General features: G+C 49.5%; 14 protein-coding genes. 9 read left to right on the forward strand and 5 right to left on the reverse strand.

Translation table 11 applies throughout. The features are described 5' to 3' along the window. Window positions 1-21: 21 nt before the first annotated feature. From HMPREF0670_RS03240 to secG, 6 genes are all read left to right on the forward strand, one after another. Window positions 22-1,137 carry a PdxA family protein gene (locus HMPREF0670_RS03240; protein WP_009229735.1) on the forward strand — a complete coding sequence of 372 codons (1,116 nt, stop codon included), beginning with the start codon at window positions 22-24 and terminating at the stop codon, window positions 1,135-1,137. A gap of 6 nt (window positions 1,138-1,143) precedes the next feature. Beyond that, the gene (locus tag HMPREF0670_RS03245) at window positions 1,144-2,175 is read left to right on the forward strand and encodes a lysylphosphatidylglycerol synthase transmembrane domain-containing protein (protein WP_009229736.1); all 1,032 of its coding nucleotides are present in this window, start codon (window positions 1,144-1,146) and stop codon (window positions 2,173-2,175) included. 237 nt (window positions 2,176-2,412) lie between these two features. Beyond that, window positions 2,413-3,675, forward strand: a complete 1,263-nt coding sequence (locus HMPREF0670_RS03250) for a sigma-54 interaction domain-containing protein (RefSeq protein ID WP_009229737.1) — start codon at window positions 2,413-2,415, stop codon at window positions 3,673-3,675. Further along, window positions 3,653-4,174 (forward strand): LptE family protein, encoded by a 522-nt coding sequence (lptE, locus tag HMPREF0670_RS03255; RefSeq protein ID WP_009229738.1) that lies wholly within the window; start codon window positions 3,653-3,655, stop codon window positions 4,172-4,174. Before HMPREF0670_RS03250 ends, lptE begins: the two co-directional genes overlap by 23 nt. Window positions 4,175-4,200: 26 nt before the next feature. Next, complete coding sequence (locus HMPREF0670_RS03260; protein WP_044077854.1) at window positions 4,201-4,956, forward strand: hypothetical protein; 756 nt, start codon at window positions 4,201-4,203, stop codon at window positions 4,954-4,956. A 112-nt stretch (window positions 4,957-5,068) separates the two neighbouring features. After that, window positions 5,069-5,437 carry a preprotein translocase subunit SecG gene (gene secG, locus HMPREF0670_RS03265; protein ID WP_009229740.1) on the forward strand — a complete coding sequence of 123 codons (369 nt, stop codon included), beginning with the start codon at window positions 5,069-5,071 and terminating at the stop codon, window positions 5,435-5,437. A gap of 325 nt (window positions 5,438-5,762) precedes the next feature. On the opposite strand, the gene HMPREF0670_RS03275 is transcribed toward secG, so the two are convergent. Further along, window positions 5,763-6,422, reverse strand: a complete 660-nt coding sequence (locus HMPREF0670_RS03275; protein WP_044077659.1) for a hypothetical protein — start codon at window positions 6,420-6,422, stop codon at window positions 5,763-5,765. A gap of 1,891 nt (window positions 6,423-8,313) precedes the next feature. Between HMPREF0670_RS03275 and HMPREF0670_RS03280 the strand changes: the two genes are divergently transcribed. From HMPREF0670_RS03280 to HMPREF0670_RS03290, 3 genes are all read left to right on the forward strand, one after another. Next, the gene (locus HMPREF0670_RS03280) at window positions 8,314-9,309 is read left to right on the forward strand and encodes a LacI family DNA-binding transcriptional regulator (protein WP_009229742.1); all 996 of its coding nucleotides are present in this window, start codon (window positions 8,314-8,316) and stop codon (window positions 9,307-9,309) included. Between the two features lie 199 nt (window positions 9,310-9,508). Next, entirely contained in the window at window positions 9,509-12,598 is a 3,090-nt protein-coding gene (locus HMPREF0670_RS03285; RefSeq protein ID WP_009229743.1) for a SusC/RagA family TonB-linked outer membrane protein, read from the forward strand. Between the two features lie 10 nt (window positions 12,599-12,608). Then, a complete protein-coding gene (locus tag HMPREF0670_RS03290) occupies window positions 12,609-13,394 on the forward strand; it encodes a RagB/SusD family nutrient uptake outer membrane protein (protein WP_009229744.1) in 786 nt (261 codons plus the stop codon). A gap of 160 nt (window positions 13,395-13,554) precedes the next feature. Here the strand turns inward: HMPREF0670_RS03290 and HMPREF0670_RS03295 are convergent, their stop codons facing one another. The 4 genes from HMPREF0670_RS03295 to HMPREF0670_RS03310 form a co-directional block, all read right to left on the reverse strand. Further along, entirely contained in the window at window positions 13,555-14,193 is a 639-nt protein-coding gene (locus HMPREF0670_RS03295) for a thymidylate synthase (RefSeq protein ID WP_044077855.1), read from the reverse strand. Further along, on the reverse strand, window positions 14,165-15,025 hold the full coding sequence (locus HMPREF0670_RS03300) for a DNA adenine methylase (protein ID WP_009229746.1): 861 nt from the start codon (window positions 15,023-15,025) through the stop codon (window positions 14,165-14,167). Before HMPREF0670_RS03300 ends, HMPREF0670_RS03295 begins: the two co-directional genes overlap by 29 nt. A 174-nt stretch (window positions 15,026-15,199) precedes the next feature. After that, window positions 15,200-15,496: a hypothetical protein gene (locus tag HMPREF0670_RS03305; RefSeq protein WP_009229747.1), complete on the reverse strand. Its 297-nt coding sequence runs from the start codon at window positions 15,494-15,496 to the stop codon at window positions 15,200-15,202. Window positions 15,497-15,507: 11 nt separating this feature from the next. Continuing rightward, a complete protein-coding gene (locus HMPREF0670_RS03310; protein WP_009229748.1) occupies window positions 15,508-21,279 on the reverse strand; it encodes a hypothetical protein in 5,772 nt (1,923 codons plus the stop codon). Window positions 21,280-21,281 lie beyond the last annotated feature (2 nt).

The following is a 21,281-nucleotide window of genomic DNA, read 5'->3' on the forward strand; positions in this document are numbered from 1 at the left end:
TAAAGAACAAAGTAAAAACCTATGGACGACAATAAACTTCGTATAGCCATAACCCAAGGCGATGCCAACGGCATCGGATTGGAACTTATTTTCAAAACCTTTGCCTCGCCAGAGATGTTCGAACTTTGCACACCCATCATCTATGGGTCGCCCAAAGTTGCGGCTTATCATAAGAAAGCGCTTAACCTGGACGTTAATTTCTCTATCATTCAGCATGCCAACGAGGCCAAACCCGAACGGCTTAACTTGCTAGCCATCTCGGACGAAGAGGTAAAGATTGAGTTTGGAACGCCCAACGAGGCTGCCGCTGCCTTAGCACGCAAAGCCATAGACAGGGCTGTTGCCGACTGCAAGGCTGGCATTGTAAACGCCATTGTTAACGCTCCGATAAGCGAAAAACACTTCTTCGCCGCCCAAGAACACCCCCTTAGCTTGTCGCAATACATTGCCAAACAACTAGGCGAAACGGGTGAGACGCTAGAAATGTGGCTCAACGAATGCTTGCGCATCACTACTCTTTCCGGTGAATTGGCCATAAAAGACGTGGCTAACGAAATAACGAAAGAGCGAATAGAAAGCACGGTGCGCCTATTGCACAACTCGTTGTGCCGCGATTTCATGATTTCCATCCCGCGAGTGGCAGTCTTGGCCCTGAATCCTACATTGGAAGACCAGCCTTGTAAGGAAGAACAAGAGGTGATTTCGCCAGCCATCAAGCAACTTATTGCCGAGGGATACACGGCCTTCGGGCCTTATCAAGCCGACAGTTTCTTTGGAAATAGGGAGTTCGACACATTCGATGCCGTGCTAGCCATGTATCACGACCAAGCCATGATTCCCTTTAAAGCCCTTTCGTGCGAGGGTGGCGTAAGGCTTATCACAGGACTTTCGGCCGTCGTTACCTCAACCGATGACGAGGCATTAGACGGAAAGGCGGGGCAAGGCGTTAGCAACGAGATTGCGTTTAGGCACGCCATCTACCTGGCCTTAGACGTATATAGAAACAGGAAAGCATACGACCAGCCCTATAAGAACCCACTGAAAAAGCTCTACCACGAGAAAAGAGACGAGAGCGACAAGGTGCGTTTCAACGTGACGAAAAAGAAAGAGAGCAACGAAGAGCAGCAATCCAAATAACAAAAGATGAAGAAGAAATATCAAAACGGCTTTTTCATCTTCGGCTTGGTGCTGCTCGGCATCATGGTTACGCAACTAGACTTTGCCGAGGTTTGGCGTGGATTAAAACACACAGGCTATTGGTTCTTTGCTGTTCTGGCCCTTTGGATGGCGTTATACGTGCTCAACACCTCGGCATGGTACATCATTATCAAAGCCGGACAAGGACAAGAAACGGCGCATCCAACCACAAACGACAAGCGCATTAACTTTTGGTGGCTGTACAAAGTCACCGTTTCGGGGTTCGCCTTAAACTACGCTACACCTGGTGGATTAATGGGTGGAGAGCCCTATCGCATCATGTCGCTTGCGCCAAAGATTGGTACCGAGCGGGCATCCTCTTCGGTTATACTCTACGCCATGACGCATATTTTCAGCCATTTTTGGTTTTGGCTTGTCTCGATAGTCTTGTTTTTCATCACCCAGCCACTCACATTTGGCCACCTAACCATTGTTCTGGCCAGCTTGGTGTTTTGCTTTTTGGGGCTTTGGTTCTTCATGATAGGCTATCGCAAAGGGCTTGCGTTCAGGGCAATGCGGCTACTTAGCCACATTCCATTTGTTAAACGTTGGGCGTTATCGTTTATCGAGCGGAACAAACAGCAGCTAGACACAGTAGACCAACAGATTTCTGCGTTGCACAAACAAAACCGTACCACCTTCGTTACGGCCGTATTGCTGGAACTAAGCTGCCGCATCATCTCTGCACTAGAAATTTATTTCATCCTCTTAGTCATCATGCCCGATGTCAATTACATACAATGTATATTGATATTGGCCTTTACCAGCCTTTTCGCCAACCTGCTTTTCTTCATCCCTTTGCAGTTAGGCGGACGCGAAGGAGGGTTCCTCATGTCAGCCTCGGGCTTGGGTATTGCATCTAGTTCGGGCATATTTGTTGCATTGATTGTACGTGTAAGGGAGCTGATATTTACGGGCTTAGGACTCCTTTTAATTAAGTTCGACCGCTCTACACCCAATGCCGACCTGCAAAAATAGATTTATTTGCAAAGTCGTTGCCAACTCCTTAGTAGCCTGATTTCATGCTTTTTAACGATTATAAAGCTCGAAATGAATATTCACAAACTTATAGGCACTTGAAGATTTAAAGGCATTAAACGCACAGAAACTTACAAGCAAACAGGCATAGAAACTTAAAACAATAATGCCGAATTTCGTTAATCTTCTATATTTCTGCCCATTCTTCGGCTATTTTTTCGTAACTTTGTTGCTCCTATGAATACGACGGAACTACAAAAGATAAAACAACGGTATAACATCGTGGGCAACTGCGATGCCTTGAACCATGCTTTAGACGTTGCCATGCAGGTTGCGCCAACAGATTTGTCGGTACTAATCATAGGCGAAAGCGGCGTAGGAAAGGAGATAATTCCACGCGTTATTCACGACAACTCACCCAGAAAACGCGAGAAGTATTTCGCGATTAACTGCGGCTCGATACCCGAAGGCACCATCGACAGCGAACTATTCGGTCACGAAAAGGGCTCGTTCACGGGTGCTATTGGCGAAAGCGAGGGCTATTTTGGCGTTGCCAACAATGGCACGATATTCCTCGACGAGGTGGGCGAGCTGCCTATGGCCACACAAGCAAGGCTTCTTCGCGTGCTTGAAACGGGCGAATACATCAGGGTTGGCGGTCAGCGCATCATGAAAACCAATGTGCGCATCGTAGCCGCTACCAATGTGAACATGCGAAAAGCCATCAGCGAAGGGCGATTTAGGGAAGACTTGTTCTATCGACTGAACACCATTCCCATACAAATGCCACCATTACGCGACCGCGGAAACGACGTAATCTTGCTTTTCCGCCTTTTCGCCATGCAGATGGCAGAGAAGTATAAGCTGCCCAAAATATCTTTAACGGAAGACGCTAAGGCCTTGATGCTGAAATATAAGTGGCCAGGAAACGTGCGCCAACTTAAAAACATCACTGAACAAATATCCATTTTAAGTCGCGAACGCGAGATAGATGCCACGCACTTGCAGAAGTTCATCCCACAAGACCCAGAGAGCACGCAGCTTGCGCCCATGTCTTCAACGGGTTCACACTCGTATGAAAGCGAACGCGAGGTGCTCTATAAGATACTCTACGAGCTTCGGGGCAACGTGAGCGACCTACGCAGAGAGGTGTCGGGACTGAGAAAAAGGCTGGACGACAGCGTTGCCTTAGGGGCTGAATTGCCTAGTTACTCCTCGTCTATCGCCGCATTGAACACGAAGAATTACGACACATCCCCCACCCTAGCCGCCATCCAATCGCCACAACAAGCATCCCTTACAAATGGATTTGCTGAGGCCGAAGAGATAAACGAAGCCGACAACGAAAGCCTAAACCTAAATGATTTAGGCCGGCAAATGGTGGAGAAGGCACTTGAAAGGAACGGAGGAAACAGGAAAAAAGCTGCCATAGAGCTTGGCATATCAGACCGAACATTGTATAGGAGAATAAAGCAATATGGATTGGAAAGCAGTAAATAGGCTGGCATTAACGCTCGTACTCGGCACTTGCGTGCTGTGGGCATGCTCCGTTTCGTACAAATTTAACGGGGCCAGCATTGATTACAGCAAGACGAAAACCATACAGATTGCCGAATTTCCCAACCGAAGTAGCTACGTATGGGGACCAATGGCTCCCATGTTCAACAATCAATTGAAGGACATCTTTGCCAACCATACACGCCTAACGCAGGTTAAACGAAATGGCGACCTGCGCATAGACGGCGAAATTCTGCAATATTCGCAGCGCAACAAGTCGGTATCGAGCGAAGGATATTCGGCACAAACGGAACTTTCCATGACGGTTAACGTGCGTTTCACCAACACAAAGAACCAAAAGGAGAACTTTGAACGCCAGTTCACCGCTAGCGCAACATACGAAACAACCTTGCCTTTAAGTGCCGTACAAGAGCGGTTGGTGAGGGAAATGGTGAAAGACCTAACAGACCAAATATTCAATGCCACTGTGGCCAATTGGTAAAGCCACAGAACTAACCAACGCAAATGATGAATTTAACGCAACTTATCAATCATCCCGAAGTGCTAGACAAGGAGACGCTATACGATCTCCGAAGCATCGTTGCGCTACATCCGTATTATCAGCCAGCCAGGTTGATGATGCTGCAAAACCTTTATATTCTGCACGATCCCACTTTCGACGAGGAGCTTAGGCGCGCATCGGTATATCTCACCAACCGCAATGTGGTGTTCGAGATGATTGAGGCCTCACACTATAAGCTCAAAACCGAAGACCGCCGAACAACGCGGCAAGAGCAGACCGACGGCAACGAGAGTCGCACAATATCGCTTATCGACAACTTCTTAGACTCGTTGCCCGAAGACAAAGAGCAGGAAACGCAGAAAAGTCGGCGCAAACCTACACCTGCTGATGCCGCAATAGACTATGTGTCTTATTTGCTCGAAATAGAGTCGGAGGAACAGGAAAAGCCCCAAGAGGCCCCACAACTGAAAGGGCAAATGCTCATAGACAACTTCATTTTTAATGAAGGAGGGAAGATACAGCTGAAAGACGAACCCGAATTTACGCCCGTTGTGGAAGACAATACGACAACTACAACAACGGCAGAAGGTGATGGATATTTCACTGAAACATTGGCAAAGATATACATTCGACAAGGAAAATTTGAGAAGGCGCTTGAAATTATTAGGCGACTAAATTTGAATTATCCAAAAAAAAATGTTTACTTTGCAGACCAAATACGTTTCTTAGAGAAATTGATAATAAATAATAAAAACAAATAGAAAAGTGATTTTTATCCTTTTTGTAGTAGTTGTCGTCATAGCTGCCCTGCTAACAGTTGGCAATGAATAACAAAAGATAGGTAATAAAATAAATAATAAAAACAAATAGAAAATGATTTACAGTCTTTTTGTAGTACTTATCGTCATCGCAGCAGTGCTGATGATTGCCATTGTACTCATTCAAGAGTCGAAAGGTGGAGGCCTTTCGTCGCAATTCTCTTCGTCAAACTCTATCATGGGTGTACGTAAAACAACCGATGTTGTTGAGAAAACCACATGGGGATTGGCTATTGCTATGGTTGTGTTTAGCGTTGTTTGTGCATACGTTGCACCCAAATCGTTGGCTGAAACGAGCGTTCTCGAAAAATCGGCAACCGAAACACAAACCACGAACCCCAACACCACACCAGGCTTTGGTGCTGGTTCGCAAGCTCCTACTGCACCAAGCACGCCTGCTCCAGCTGCACCTGTGAAGAAATAATAGGACACAAAAGGCAACACATGCGTCTATGGCGCCGCTGCCTTATTTGTTAGAGCCCCCATTGATAGCATGGCCATCAGTGGGGGTTCTACTTTTTCGTTAATGAATTTTGCATTTAGCTGAAAACAAAGCGGTAGCAGTGAAACCATTCTGTGTGAGACGAACACAGAACAATACGGCCAACAAATAAGATGCACCAATCGAACATCAAGCCCCTCCCCCACTTTTAAGGCGGGAAACATACAGGCTAAGTAATCCTTCTTTTCACCGTATGCTGGGTCTAATAGCAGGCTAAACGCGGAAGAGGTTCAGCCAATTTGCGAGCCTACTTCGTTTCCAACAATATTTTCTTCTTGCCTTGGTGCGCCTCAAAATAAGGGTATTCGTCGCGCAAACAGATGTCGTCGTAAACAAAATCTGCCACAACCGTATCTTTACCATCGGGCAAAATAAGTCCCATCTTACCATCTTTTTGGGCGATAATGGGCATTAGGCACAAGTCGTCTACATAGGTGTAGCAACGGCGTAAGAAGTCGTACTTGGGCGAAACAAGCACATTTCCGTCACTATCATTAATGCCAAACTTGCCATTTACCTCCACAACTTCGTGATAGCGCAGGTATTTCGACTTGATGCGATTAAGGTAATACACCATCTTTCGCCTATTGTTAACCAGCGTTAGTAAATAATCGAACGTGTCGCAGTAGTTAGCCATAGCCCTCGTTAGCACGATTTTGAAGTCGAGTCCGCTTGTAACCTTCCTGTTCAGGTCGATATATCTGGCAATGGCCACTTCCTTTTCAGGTATCGACAACGTAGAAAGCTGTGCCTCAAACTTGTTCATAATGTCTTTGCTACCCGACATTCCTTTTATATATCGATGAATTTGGCGGCCCATTTCATCACAGACAAATTTGTCAATACGTTCCTCTTCGATTGGGTCTACATACGTTGCTTCGAAGTTTTCAAGTGTAATTCGTTCCATGATTATCTCCTTTTTCACAAAGGTATTACATTTATTTAGGTTTCCCAACGGTTTAAACATTTTTTAATGATAAAGAAATCGAGGTACACATATACAACCATCGTTAGCAAACCTGCGCTTTAGAAACCGCAAGTTGTACCAACAAATGTTCTTTTATAGCCAATAATGGGCTAACAAACATTCATGTAGGACATTTGCAATAGACATTAAGTTATAGATATTGTACTTCTAACAATTACTAGACTGACAAACCAACAGCAAAGTTGTTTTGACTTTTGATATTTCTATAAATAGAGAGGTGTTTGTTATCTTTATGATGTCAACACCCAAAAAAGGTTTCTCTCATGTACGAAGCATTGGACAAATCAGCGTACAGGCTTATAAAACACGTGAAAACCCAATTACTCCCGAACACATCAACTCATCAACTTAGAAACAAAATAGTCATAACGTTATAAAGTCATCAACTCATAATATCAAATAGAAGTCGCCTTGACTTCTATCATTTCTACAAATTGGGCGGAGTTTATGTCGTTGAGCTGTAAAACCAAGAAAAACTCTCCACTCATGTACGACGTGCCAAACAAAGAAACGATTAAATATGAAATTCTGCACCATTTGTCTGTGCCATAACGTGGCAATGAATCAGAAAGTTGTCGGGCAGAAGTTATTCAATGCGGTCTACACAAGCTGAAAACCACTTGTCAATGCCGATTACGTCAGCGTTTCTATGATGCTGCTTCCATTGTCCGCGAGCAGCATGTACTGCAACCACTCACACTAGCGGCCGTAAGCGTAAATACCCTCCGCGCCGTTGTCCACCCGCGCGTGTTCACCGCAAATCGGCTTTGTCTAGTTTTTAGTAAGAAATTTAACATTATGAGTGCCCTTTTCGTCCACCAAACGCCCACCTTGCCGCAAAAAATCGATTCTCGCGAAGGTTTGTTTTGATGCAAAAAGGGGTTAGCATATGCATGCGGCATAATGAATATTTATTAGGATAGGTTGCCATTTGCACCTATTTCGAGGCTATTTGCTGCAAAATAGGGTGCGTTTTGGTGCAAAATGAAGTGCGTTTTGGTGCTAAATGGAGTGCGTTTTGGTGCAAAACGCAAGGTATTTTGGTGCTAAATGCAGTTCAATTTGCCGCTAAATGCGAGACGATTTAGCCTAAACATCCACAACAGTTGTATGAACAAAACCTTTTAGAGCCATGAAATACATGACAGGAGGGGCAAAATAACCACTAAAAAGTAGGTTTTTGGTGGCTAAAAGTGGGTAATTGGGCCTCAAAAATCATGAGTTGGCAAGCAAACTAGAAAGGCTAAATGGTGCAAAATGCACGTGCTATGCTTAAAAATAGACGAGTAGCAAGGCATGAAAGGGTAGAAACAGAGGCTTTTAACCTACTTTTCAACCAAAAATTTCGCTAGAATGAAAGGAATGACAGAGTAACTTTGTAAAATTAAAGATAATAATTTAAGACTTTGAGCTGGTGAGGTTGTGAGCTGATGAGCTTTAGAGTTGATGAGCTTGTAAGCTTGTGAGTTAGCGATTTAGTGAGTTGGTGAATTGATATATTCGAGAGTTATTGGGCTTTAGTGGGTTTATAAGCCCGTGAGTTGACCTGTCTTATACTCCTCTCAATTTGTAGAGGTATTAAACGTCAAGACGACTCCGATGTATTTTTGAAACATAAACACAGCGTATAAGGTGCAAAAAACATCTGCTTTAGTAGCCTGCCAGCCATGCCACCTAACACTCTTTTAAAGCCAAAAGGAAACTAGCAAATGTTAAAGTTGGGCATTAACCCTTGATTTTAAGTTTGAAATATTGGACTTTCAACAATTAATTCCTACATTTGCAAAACAAATACTAAATCGGTATAGTTATGGCAGTTCACAAACGCAGCTCATTAAAAGACATCGCCGAAGCATTAGGTCTTTCTAAGACAACAGTGTCGTTCGTACTCAATGGCAAAGCCAATGAGTATCACATAGGTGAGGAAACGGCTAAGCGTGTTTGGGAAATGGCCGAGCGCCTGCAATATAACCCCAATTTCACAGCAATCAGTCTGCGTGACGGCTGTTCAAAGATATTGGGTATCGTGGTTTCAGACATTTCCAACCCGTTCTTCGCTTCGCTTGCCCGACTTTACGAAGACGAAGCCGCTAAACTTGGCTACACCGTATTCTTTGGCAGTTCCGATGAGAATGCAGACAAAATGCAACAAGCTATCAGAAACCTTATTGCCCGCGGTGTGGATGGATTGATAGTTGTTCCTTGCCAAGACTCAGAAACATTTATCAGCTCGCTCGTGCCGCGCGGCATACCATTGGTGTTGCTCGACAGGTATTTTCCCCATCAGGAAATTAACTATGTGGCACTCGACAACTTTGAAGCCACCCGCCAAGCCACCGCTTACATCTTAGGTAAAGGCAGCAAGCAACCCACCATCGTGGCCTACGACATTGACCTGATACACATGCACGAACGCATTAGAGGGTACGAACAGGCTATGGCAGACAAAGGCAAGAGTGCACAAAGCAACGTCATCCGCATAGAACCCGACATTTCAACAGCAGACATGGCCTACCTTTTGAAAGAAAGCATGGATAAAGGTACAGACGGATTTATATTTACCACTAACCTCATCACCCTTTCGGGAATGTATGCACTGCTAGAATTAGGCTGTCCTACGAATGGCCTGAGGCTTGTTGGATTTGACGGAACACCCGCATTCGACTTCTTTAACTGCCCCATCACGTACATTCAGCAGCCTTTAGAACAACTGGTGGGCGCATCATTAACTGCCGTGAAAGCCATCATCGACAAAGAACAAGCTTCGTCTGCATTGCTAAGGGGCAAACTGATTGAGAAGTACTGAAAGCAGCCTAGTAGCCCTTCTACCGAATATGGGCAAGCCTCTTACAAGCGGCAAACCGCAAAAAAGGGACATAGGATAGCCTTAACAAAGACCTGTCCTTAAACAACAATCAACCACTGGCAGTTTCACTGCATGGACAAAACCTACACACCATTTAAGTAAAGGACGATAAGACAGAAACAATTAAAACCTATAGAATATGACAATTAATGTGTTCAGACAAGCTCCGAAACGCCAATTGCTCTTGTTACTTTGCATCTTCTTCATGCAAGCTCAGCTCTTTGCCCAAGGCGGAGCAAAGGTTACAGGGCGCGTTTTCGACGCAAAGGGAGACGCCCTCATTGGGGTTACGGTCTCTCAAGCAGACAACCCACAGGTGGCTACCGTCACAGACATTAACGGAACCTACACCCTTCAACTTCCAACTGTTGGCGTTACAATACGCTTTGCTTACATGGGGTTTAAGGAGAAAACCGTACGCGTAACCAAATCTGCCGTCATAGATGTGGCGTTGGAAGAGAACGTGTCGGCCTTGAACGAAGTTGTTGTGGTGGGCTACGGCACACAAAAAAAGGCTTCGGTTGTGGGTGCCATCAACAATCTGGAGCCTTCAAAGCTCAATCTAGTATCATCGCGTTCGATGAGCAACGGATTCGCAGGAATGGTTCCTGGCATTATCGCCGTTCAAAGAAGCGGCGACCCTTGGAATAACAACTCTGACTTTTGGATTAGAGGTATCAGTAGCTTTGCCGGAAACACGCAACCTTTGGTACTTATCGATGGCATAGAACGTTCGATTAACGACATCGACCCCGACGAGGTGGCTTCGTTCTCGGTGCTGAAAGATGCGGCAGCAAGCGCAGTGTATGGCGTAAGGGGTGCCAACGGCGTGATTATGGTTGAAACCAAGCGAGGAAGCATAGGCAAGCCGCAGGTCAGCGTGCGCTTTGAACATGCCCTAAGCCAACCCGTACGCATACCACAGTATGTTGGGAGTGTGAAATACCTAGAACTGGTAAACGAAATGTACAGCCAAGACGGAATGGCACCATACGTAAGCGAGGCCACACTAAGAAACTATCGCGACAAAACCGACCCCGAACTGTATCCCGACGTAAACTGGTGGAATGTTATATCGAAAAACCACGCCGACAACACCCGTGCCACATTGAGCGTGAATGGGGGATCGAATGTTCTAAGATACGCCCTTGTTGCTGGCTACTATAATGAGAATGGCATTCTGGCCAGAGACAAGACTAAGGCATGGGACTCGTCGTTGAAGGTGGACAGATACACCGTGAGGTCGAATGTAGACATCAACATAACAAGCTCTACCATTCTACGCATCAACATCGGCGGCTACCTGCAATCGCGCAACGCACCGCCGGGCGACATTTCAGACTCGCGAGCCTTTTACTATGCCATGCGTATTCCGCCCTACATACACCCTGTTGTATATGCAGATGGGAAAATCCCTAGAATAATTAACAAGGAAAACCCGTGGGCAATGCTTACCCAGAGAGGTTACGAACGCTTGAACCACAGCAATGTTGAAGCACTAACCTCCATTGAACAAGATTTGAAATTCGTTACGCCTGGACTGCGCTTAAAACTCACCTATGCCTTCGATAAGTTCTCGGCCAATAGTGTAACCCGCGCTAAAAATCCCGACTATTACCACCCGGCAACGGGCAGAGATTACGAAGGAAACCTGATAACGAGCATCCAAGCCAATGGTGAAGATTTCTTAGGGTATGCCAAAGACGCCAAGTGGGGTAACCAAAGCGTGTATGTAGAAGCAACGGTAAACTATAATAGGACATTCGGCAACAAGCACGCCGTTAACGCCATGCTGCTATATAATCACAAGAATTTCGACGACGGCTCTTTCTTGCCTTTCCGCACGCAAGGATTTGCAGGCAGAACATCGTACACCTACGATGACCGCTACGTGGCCGAATTTAACTTTGGCTATAATGGGTCTGAGAACTTCGCGCCAGGAAAGCGCTTTGGTTTCTTCCCTGCCGTGGCAGTAGGCTGGATTGTAACGCAAGAAAAGTTTATGCAAAGGCTAACCAAGGTGCTTTCGCTGCTTAAAATACGTGCCAGTTGGGGATTAGCCGGAAACAGCAACATTAACGGCAGGCGTTTTGCCTACCTATCAACCATTGCCAACAATGGCGAATACTACTTCGGCAGCGACAGATTGCTTCACCGCCTAGGACGTGCCGAGGGCGACGTCGGCGTTCCAGACTTAACTTGGGAGAAAGTTACAAAAACAAACTTAGGTTTTGACATTGGACTATTGGCCAATAGCATAACCTTGAGCGTGGACCTATTTAAGGAAAGACGCAGTGACATTTTCATGAAACGAACCAACGTCCCTGCCGAAGCGGGCTTCATTAATGCAGCATGGTCTAACTTTGGAAAGGTAGACAATAGCGGTGTGGACATGTCGTTAAACTTCCGCAGACGTTTCGGTAAAGATTGGGAAGTGTCTGCATTGGCCAACTTCACTTATGCGCATAACAAAATTGTGGAAATAGACGAAGCCGATGCCGTGAAGGGCACGTATCGTTCGAAAACAGGCAGGCCCGTTTCTCAACTCTTCGGACTGGTGGCCGAAAGACTTTTCACAAAAGACGATTTCGAAGCGGACGGCAAGCTTAAACAAGGTATTGCCACACAAAGATACAGTGCCGAAAGTAGTCTTAGGCCTGGCGACATCAAATACAGCGACCTAAACAACGACGGCGAGATTAACGACTTGGACCAAACAGCCATCGGGGGGACAATCGACCCACAACTGGTATATGGCTTTGGCGCAACAGTAAGATACAAGATGTTCGATTTTGGCCTGTTCTTTTCGGGCGTAGGCAAAACGCATCGCATACTTGGCGGTGAGACATGGCTTCCCGCTTCATCAATTGGGGCAGGCAACATCTGGTCGAACATCGACAGCAGATGGACTGAGGCCAACCCCCGACAAGATGTTTTTTGGCCAAGAATGAGCACAACAACATACAAGAATAATGAACAACCATCTACATGGTGGCTTAAAGATATGAGCTTCCTCAGATTAAAGAACATCGAAGTGGGTGTTACACTACCCGAACAGTGGACACATGCCGCAAAGATACGCGAGTGTAGAATTTTCTTGCGTGGCAACAACATTCTCACTTTCTCTAAGTTTAAAATGTGGGACCCCGAAATCGGCAGTAACGACGGACTTAAATATCCCGTCATGAAATCGGTGTCGCTTGGTGTTTCTTTCAATTTCAACAATTAAAGTTACAAATATGAAAACCTTTAAACAAATCATAGCGACTGCGGTTGTGGGATGCTCGCTCATCAGCCTGACTGGTTGTGACTTCTTAGACAAGAGCCCCGACGACCAACTGAATATGGAAATGGTATTCTCGGACAAGATACGCACTGAGGACTGGCTTGCAAGCGTTTATGCAGGCATACCCAGCCCCATGTGGGGATACATGACTAACCAGGGCTACAACATCATGAGCGACGACATGGTGATTCCTATTGAGTGGTCGCCTTATGGATGGAACGAGGCCTATGCCTACACAACAGGCAACTGGAACCCCTCGTCGACCTGGAATGCCAACTACTGGGTGGAATTGCCTAAGCGCATACGTACTGGACTTATATTCCTTAATAATGTGCGTGTGATACCCAGCGAAGGACTCACACAGGACTATGTGGAGCAGATGAAGAACGAGGTAAGATTTCTTAATGCCTACTATTACTCGCTGATGGTAGAGGCCTACGGTGCGATACCCTTTGCGCCGGGCAGATTAGTTTCGCCAACCGATCCTGCAAACGAGATGATGTTGGAACAAACACCCGTAGACAATGTGGTGGATTGGATAGATAAAGAATTGCTCGATGTGTCTAAACATCTTCCCGCTGTTTATGAAAACAACCAGGATTGGGGGCGCGCGACATCTATAATGGCTTTAGCCGTGAGGGCAAAAACATTGTTGTTAGCAGCCAGTCCGTTGTTTAATGGAAACACCGATTATGCGCAATGGAAAAACGTTAGCGGGCAAAACCTCGTCAATCTATAATCCGCAAAACGAAGCGTTACTGAATTTGGAAACGAAGCGTATGCAAAAATAAAACGAAGCGTACCACGAAAACGCTCTTGGGTGATACAAAGAAACGGCATTCGGACACCATTAGAAAGGTGTTCGGATGCCGTTTTATCATGTTTCCACGTGTAGGCCACTATACGTTCAGATCGAACTTCACGCCTTCGTCACCATCGAGCAGGGCGCGGGTGCGGCCGATGTTGTTCTCGTAGACGTGGACGTTGCCAAGGAAGAGGGTGATGGACTTCAGGGGCAGTTCTATCTGGCGCGACATCAGGTAGAGGTGGTAGATGTCTGAGGGCAGGCCGAGGTTGGCATCGGAACTGCGCTGGTAGGCGGATATTACCAGTTGGCCATCGTCTATCTGGAACTGCACGAGGCTCAAGCAGGGTGCTTGGTTGCTCTCGGCGTCGGTTGAGCCTAGGAAGAGGACGTAGTTCTTGCTGGTTCGCTTCTCACGGTTGATGCGCGCGATGAGGGCGGGCAGTTTCTCGAAATATGTCGGGTAGCTGTTCACAAGTATGCTTCCACAATAGTCCCACCACGTTATGCCGGCTTTGCGATATTTCGCCACATCGCGCTCGCCCTGCATGAACAGGTCGAGTTCGTTGCGCAGCTTGCGCCGTGCGATGCTGCGGCTTTCGAATATATCCAGCAGGTCGGCCGGGGTGAGTGTCAGCTGCTGGTTGAGCAAATATGTGATGTTGCCCTTCTTGTTTGTTTGGTTGTGCCCGTCAGACAATATATTATCCAGCAGGCTGTAGTATTTGTTCATCGTTTTCATTTTTCCTATATAACATGATGTCTGTGTAACTGCTGTTGTAGTTCATCGTGGTGTTCACTTCCACGCGGTGCGCACATTCGAATGGGTTGCGGTCGATGCGGCTCTGTCCTATCCATTCGCACAGTTCGATTATCTGTGACTTGTTTGAAGTGAAGTACACGTAGTCGTGCCCTTGGAGAATGGTGAGCACGTCGAGGTAATCTGCCAGCTTCCACGTCATTGTGTACGTGCCGACCTCGGTGGAGAGATAAGGCGGGTCGACAAGGAAGAGGACATTGGGCTTGTCGCGGTATTCGTTGAAGAGGGCCTTGTAGTCCTTGTGCACAATGGTCAGGCCGTCGAGGTAGCCGTCTGCACAATAGTCGTTTCGCCGGACCGTGTTATAGAACGTTTGCTTGACGAGTTCGTCCATCTTGTTGGCATACTTCATAGAGAATAAGAGCGAGGGCGACAAGGTTATGTAGTCGACAAAGCCGCGCTGTTCCTCTTCGGCAATGATTTCCAATATCCGGTCGCGGTGCGGCTGGCGTATCACCTTACCACGTGGCAAACTCTCGGTGACTTCACGAATGCGGGCCAGCAGCGCATTGGTACGTGGAATGGCAGCGATACGACGATGATAGTTGTCGTAGTCGTTATATACCACCGTGGCATTCGGTTTTTCGCGCTTGGCCACGTGCGAGAGCAAACCGGAACCACCAAACAGGTCGACGATGGTTACATTGTCGGGGTAACTCTTTAAAATCTGCCTAAATGCCTTAACGAACTTTCTCTTCTGCCCCATAAAAGGAAGGGGTGCTTGTTGATAAATTGTGTGTGTCATTGTTGTTATCCTGAATTTTATTATTACCTTTGTATTGCCAATCACTTATAAACATATAACCGCAGGAGCGTGGACGAGGATATACCCCCGACCACACGCTCCTGCGGTTTGTTATAAGTGATTGGCGTTACTTTAACAATGGTCGGGGGCTTTTTGTCCCCAACCCATGCAGAACTAAGTCTGCAGTTTCTCGTATTCTTCCATCAACTTGTCGGCTTCCGCCTCGCATTCGCGCCGATAGGCTATCAGCCCGTCGAACGCCTGCTTGGCAGCCTTGTCGGTGGGGCATGCTACATATTCGCACAGCAGTGCCTCCACCTCCTCTTGGCTGTATTTCAGCCTGACAAGAGCTGCAATGATCTTGTTCTTGCAAAGCCCGCAAGCTGTGAGTTCTATGGGTTCCTCACGTCCAAAAGGAAACAGGAGAACCTTTACAACGCCTCGTTCAATAATTCTAATGACCTTTTCCATTTCATTTTAAATTAAAAGTTGCATATAGGGAAGACGTACGTGCACACTCCCCATTTCACCCAGCCCCTTACAGTCCACTCCACGCCTACGAGCCTCTCTTGTGCGGATGTTTCTTGTGAAGTTTCCAAAGACTTCACGTACACACTACCATCAATCACCAACTGTTCAATCAGGCCATAGGAAACTGCCGCCTTGAGAAAGTTCCTGTCTGAGGTGTAATCGTTGGCTATGCTGACAAGTATGGCTTTTGCCTCCGCCGCTGATGGAAGACGCCATTTATGTGGTGCGAATTGATTGGAGAGAGTCTCTCCCTTCAATACGGCCGGAGAATAGGCATAGCTAAGACTGGCCGGCACATAGTAGACGTATATCTGATTTTCATTGAAGTATTTCAAAGCACATCTTTTAACGTCTTCAAATTCCGAGACACCTGCCGATGCATGCGGTACGTCCAGCTTGTAATTCTCGTCCTGCAAGATGTCATTGCGCTGACGGATTATGCACAGGGTGTTGTACATTCCGTATGGGATCTTGGCTCCCCTCGGATAGTCCAGCAACGGCTCTTCAAGCGTCATCCAGTCGTCCGCGATTTCCGTTGGCCAATTCTTTTTCATGCCCCGCACTACGGAGATATCGCGTGCCGGCTCGCTAGCAAGCTTTGCCAGCCGATCAATATAGTTTCCAGATGTGCCCCACGACGTATTAAAAGAGTTCAGTCGTGTCAGCCCCATCATACGACGGTCCTTTCCGTCGGCAGATACGTAGAAACACACACCTATTGGTGTCTTATTTTTATTATGCTTATCGCTCCACGATCCGTCGGCGTAGACGATGTCGCCCGCTTGCGGAGCTCGCTTGTAGAAGTACACCGTCTCGGTGGCGGTGAGCTGTCGGCCGTCGTCCACAGTGACGGTTACCGTCACTTGTGCATTAGCCGTTTCGTCTGCGCCGACACGCGTAACGGCCATTCGACCCGTACGCGCGTCGAGGGTGGCGTAGGGGTTAGCCGCCATGCTCCATTCAATGGTGCGCACGCTGTTGGCACGTACATTGTCTGGCGAGATATTCAACCAAGCAACACCTGCCTCTTGCACATATATGTCTCCCGAAATGGTCACCGAGTTCACTGGTATTCGCTCGTACACGAGGTGTAGCGGGTTGCGGGAATTGTCCACGTCGCCCCAGGCCTGCACGTAGCGCAGCTTTGCGCGGAAGTCGGGCGTCACGCCACGCAGCGTTATACGCCCACTGAGTTTTGCCCCTGCTGCGGCCAGCAGGTCAAGCGTGTCAAGCGATGCGAGCGTTTCATTCAGTCCGTCCATCTCGATGTCGGTGGGTTTTGCGCCCGCTGCATAGATGCGTTGCAAGAGGTCGAATCCATTGAGCTTGCGGCAGGCAGAGTAGCGGAACTTCTTCACATTGGCCAGCCCGCCCAAATTCAGTCCGCCCGGCTCAAGCGCGTCCAATCCGCGCAGCGTCAGTTCCTCGATGGTGTCGGGCAGCACCAGGCGCGTGAGCGTGCCGTTCTCGGGCATTGCCACTCCCTTAATGGGCGTGCCTGTGAAATCCACCTCCTGCAAGACGCCACTTCCCAACTGAATGACCTTGGCGAGGTTCTTCACGTTGCGGACGATGACGCGCCGGAGCATGACACATTTCGACAGGTCGAAGGCCGTGCCGCGTTCGCGCGTATTGGGACGTTGGGGCGCATAGTCCATCACCAGTTCCTCTAGTCGCCGCAAGAGCTGCATATTTGCGTCGAACTCGAAGTCTCCAAGCCCCTCGAGGCCCGAATACGTCACCTGCCCGCCCACGCGCCGCGTGAATGTCTTGATGTCGGTAATCATGTCTGCATCGTCGATGTCGAAGGTGGCGTTTTGGGGATTGGTGAAACCGAAGGGGATCAAAGCATAGCCTCCGTCGATATTGCGCACCGTGGCGAAGTTGTTCGCACCCCACTGCACAGAGGCGTACAGGGGCGAATAGTGCTTGATGGCAAGACCCTTGCCCTGTTCGTATAGGCGCATGCGCAGGTTGTTCACCACGCTTGCGCCACAGCAGAACTTGCTGTCCATGTAACGACTACGCTTTTGCAAGAAGTATAGCATGAGCATGAGCTTGTCGCCGTAGGCCTTTGTGAAGTGTCCAGTATTGGCATAGCCCATCGCGTCGGCGTTGTAAAGGTTCTCGCACCATTGTTTCCAAAAGTCTGTGTAGCGGCGGAAAATGTTGGAGGATTCAAGTCCGTTGTCGCGCATGCTCTTATACATGGCGGCCAGGTCGTCGCCCCAACACTGCCACACCAGGTCGATAAGTCCCGACAGGCGGCCGTTGAACACGGGCGAGTAGCCCTCGTCCATCTTGGGCAGCCACGCATGGTTGTCGCGGTCGTAGGTTTCGCCAGCTATTGGTTGCGTCTTACCCGTGGTGGGGTTGTAGGCGTCGTTCCACTCCGCCCAGTATTTGTAGAACAGCGCGCCTGAGTTGTTGAACAGACTCTGCGTGTCGGTGTCGCGAAGGAAAAGGCGTGCGTGCGCCACCTTCACGCTGCCGTCGGGGTTCAGCTCGATGTCGTCGAAGGCAATGCTCATGTTCTTGTCGAGCGAGTCCATGCCGAGGAAGAACACACAGAACACAATGTAGAACAGCACATCGTCCTTCACGAGATAATCGCGGTAGGTGTTGACGAACCGCGCGCGACGATATGCGGGCGTGTCGCGGTCGTACGTCACGCCATTGTACATCACCGGCTGGTCGAGCAGCTTGTATTCGCCGTGTTCGGCCTTATACCGCTCGGGCAGGTGGGGATTACACGATACCACCCAGTTGTGGAATCGGCGGATGACGGCCAACTCCCTGTTGGCAGCCTCGATGTCGTCGGTGGCCGATTTCACCTGCCCTAGCTTGTTCTTCTTGTTGGTGGGCGACTTCTTCGGCACGCGAGCATAATACATCGGCCCTGCGCTGTCCGTCCCGTTGCTCTGGCGCACCGTGCCATCGGCCAGCAGCTCGTGCAGCGTCATCTCGCGGTTGAAGAAGTTCACGTTCTCGTCAATCTCCCACACCTGCGCCTTGGTGTGGTCTTTCTTCGGGAAACCGAGGAAAGATGCGCTGTACTTGTTATTTATCATATTATATATGGAGAGGAAGGTGGGTTCCTTGGCCGACGTGGCCGCCGTCTTGCGGAAGCCGATTTCCGACAGTCCGCTCAGGCTCTTGCGGTAGGTAACTTCCGTGCCCTGCATGGCCTGTGCACGCTGGAACGACGTATAGAGGTCCATGTCGTTACGCGCGCAGCCCAGCAGTATCTCCTGGAATAGGTTCATGGCAAGCACGTTGAAGATTCCCTCGGAGCTGGCGAAATTCACCTTGTGTACCATCTCCTTCTCGCCCTCGGCCACGCCGCGCGTGATGCTGTACGAGGTGGACTGCTCGTCACTATGTCCAGGATCGAGTGTGAGCGTAACGGGGTCGCCCGAAAACGTTTCAAATATCTCCGCCCAGTTCTTGTACGGAAGAGGGTAGCCATTGCTCGACGTGCCGTCGGCGTTGAATGCGTGCGGACCAACCTTGAATGGGACACCTGCCCAGCCATCGCGCGCCTTGTCCCATTGCGGGTTAATGAATTCCGTTCCGGTGATGGGCACATTGGGGTTATTCTTGTTGTAGGGAAGGTTCTCAATGTCCCACACGGCGATGGGCGTTTCGGGCAGGGCCTTGCGTACCTTATTATAAGACACGATCTCATCGGGGTTGTGTATGTCGCCCACGCTGTTGAGGATGTCGTTGCGCCGGGCGATGCTCACCTTGCCGAAGCGCACGAACCGCCCATCGCGGTCGGTCACGTCCTCAATGTCGGGCGTGTCGTAGGCGTAGTTGCCCACCATCTGGGTGAAGTTCAGGGCCTTGTCGTACATGCGGATGGAATAAAGCTTCACTTCCGCTTGCGGACTGCCAATCACGAGTTCCTTTGGTGCGCCCTGTTTCCACAATGCCGTGGCGTAGTCGAACATGCGCACGATAACGCCGTTCATATAGAGGTAGGCCAGGTTCACGTCCTTTTCGGCCACGCTGCCGCCACCCAGGTTGTTGCGCGTGTGGGTGGTGGTGCCGTCTATCACCACGCCCAGGCGTACACGGCTCTGTTCAGGGTAGTAGGTTATCACGTTGCCCGTCGCGCAGCCCAGCTCAACGCGGTTGGCATACACGCGGAAACCCGTCCCGCCGTCCATACAGTCGACGATGACGGCATTCTCGTCCGAGCAAATGCCGCTCTCGAATTCCATCTCTATGGTGCGACCCTGCTTAGAACCGTTCGCCCCAAAGTCCGAGCCGAACGGCAGGAAGTCTTTCAGCGTGACGCTCTTACCCGCGAGGATGGTCATGCCCTGTCCGTCGATAAAGCCGTTGTTGTCGTCTAGCCGGAAGTTGTCCGAACGTACCAATCGTGCCGTCTGCCGTCCGCGATATGTGGCCACGATGTTCTGTGCGCTTTCGTCGCCGTTGGCACGCCCGCGCATTGGCAAGTACACCTTGCACTCGTCGGCAGGAGCGAGGTCAACGCCCAACCCCTGCACCCTTATCTTGCACTCGGCCGACACGCCACCAACAGAGAGGCGCACCGTCACCTCGGGCAGATATTCTGCCTCGTCGAACGCCACATTGAGCGTTTGCAGGCCGCTGCCATGATCCGGGTTCAACGTTACCTTCTGAACGGAGAGCTGGCGCACGTGCTGTCCGCCACCGTACAGCAGCTCGGCCTTCACCGATACGGCCGTACCGGCATCTTCGTCAGGCAAGTAGAAGTAGTAGGGCAGCCTTGCCACGCTGAACTGGCGCGCCGTAGCGGGAATGCCCTTGCCGAAGCACAGCGCGGCCACGCCGCCCGGTCCGGAAGAGGCCTTGATGTAGGTGGTGGTGATGTTGGGTGTACGGAGGCCCAGTTCCTTGTTCTCGGCCCACAGCGTGATGGCGTGTGCGCCGCTGCCATAGCGGTCCTGCTCATCGACGACGAACTCGCCCGATGAATTGTGGATGCTCTTTGTTAGCGTGTCGGTGCGCGCTCCGTCCTGTATGCGGCAATACACCGTTGCTGGAACGCCCTGGCACAGCACGCGCAGCGACCAGCGCGACGTCTGCACCTGGCTCTCGTCGTATGCGGGGTCGAACTCCAACGTGAGGCTGTACGTGTTGATGTTGAAGGTGAATACCTTCTCCGCACCGTGCGCGTTGGTCACGCGCAGCTTCACCTCATTGGTCTCGGCCGTAAGCAGGTCGCCCAACTCGAAGGTGTAGACGTTGGCCGTGGCCGTGCCGCTGGCCTTGAGCTGGCGCGTCAGTGCGGGAGCTGCCACGCCGTTCACCTCTACTGTCGCCGTTCCGTCCTGCGTGTCGCGGTCGGCAGGGTTGTCGCCCCAATAACAATTGTACGCCAAGCTCACGGCGTTCTGCGCTCCACGTGCCATGTTGGCGGCGGGGTAGCGCGTGATGATGGCGCGCATGGTGTAGCTTTCCACCGGTTTGTTGCTGTATAGTGAAAATTCGCCCAGCACGCGGTCGGCGTTCGCCGTGCGGTCGGCAAACCAATCGGCATACGCATGCTCGTCGCGGAAGAACCGTATCGTCTGCAGCGAGTTCTCGCCGCTCTCTATGTTCACGAAGCCGAACTTTGCGCCGTCGAGCTTCGAGAGGTATTCTTTCAAGAACTCCTCGATGCGCGTCCCCTTGTATCCCTGCCAGGCTGTGGCGAGGTCGTTTATCTTCTTGTCTATTCCGTTGGCCATGT

Source organism: Prevotella sp. oral taxon 317 str. F0108 (assembly GCF_000162415.1).
Taxonomy (GTDB): domain Bacteria; phylum Bacteroidota; class Bacteroidia; order Bacteroidales; family Bacteroidaceae; genus Prevotella; species Prevotella conceptionensis.

Excerpts from the sequence above, each read along its gene's own strand:
- HMPREF0670_RS03240 (WP_009229735.1), top strand. The coding sequence starts at position 22 with ATGGACGACAATAAACTTCGTATAGCCATAACCCAAGGCGATGCCAAC.
- HMPREF0670_RS03245 (WP_009229736.1), top strand. The coding sequence starts at position 1,144 with ATGAAGAAGAAATATCAAAACGGCTTTTTCATCTTCGGCTTGGTGCTG.
- HMPREF0670_RS03250 (WP_009229737.1), top strand. The coding sequence starts at position 2,413 with ATGAATACGACGGAACTACAAAAGATAAAACAACGGTATAACATCGTG.
- lptE (WP_009229738.1), top strand. The coding sequence starts at position 3,653 with ATGGATTGGAAAGCAGTAAATAGGCTGGCATTAACGCTCGTACTCGGC.
- HMPREF0670_RS03260 (WP_044077854.1), top strand. The coding sequence starts at position 4,201 with ATGAATTTAACGCAACTTATCAATCATCCCGAAGTGCTAGACAAGGAG.
- secG (WP_009229740.1), top strand. The coding sequence starts at position 5,069 with ATGATTTACAGTCTTTTTGTAGTACTTATCGTCATCGCAGCAGTGCTG.
- HMPREF0670_RS03275 (WP_044077659.1), bottom strand. The coding sequence starts at position 6,422 with ATGGAACGAATTACACTTGAAAACTTCGAAGCAACGTATGTAGACCCA.
- HMPREF0670_RS03280 (WP_009229742.1), top strand. The coding sequence starts at position 8,314 with ATGGCAGTTCACAAACGCAGCTCATTAAAAGACATCGCCGAAGCATTA.
- HMPREF0670_RS03285 (WP_009229743.1), top strand. The coding sequence starts at position 9,509 with ATGACAATTAATGTGTTCAGACAAGCTCCGAAACGCCAATTGCTCTTG.
- HMPREF0670_RS03290 (WP_009229744.1), top strand. The coding sequence starts at position 12,609 with ATGAAAACCTTTAAACAAATCATAGCGACTGCGGTTGTGGGATGCTCG.
- HMPREF0670_RS03295 (WP_044077855.1), bottom strand. The coding sequence starts at position 14,193 with ATGAACAAATACTACAGCCTGCTGGATAATATATTGTCTGACGGGCAC.
- HMPREF0670_RS03300 (WP_009229746.1), bottom strand. The coding sequence starts at position 15,025 with ATGACACACACAATTTATCAACAAGCACCCCTTCCTTTTATGGGGCAG.
- HMPREF0670_RS03305 (WP_009229747.1), bottom strand. The coding sequence starts at position 15,496 with ATGGAAAAGGTCATTAGAATTATTGAACGAGGCGTTGTAAAGGTTCTC.
- HMPREF0670_RS03310 (WP_009229748.1), bottom strand. The coding sequence starts at position 21,279 with ATGGCCAACGGAATAGACAAGAAGATAAACGACCTCGCCACAGCCTGG.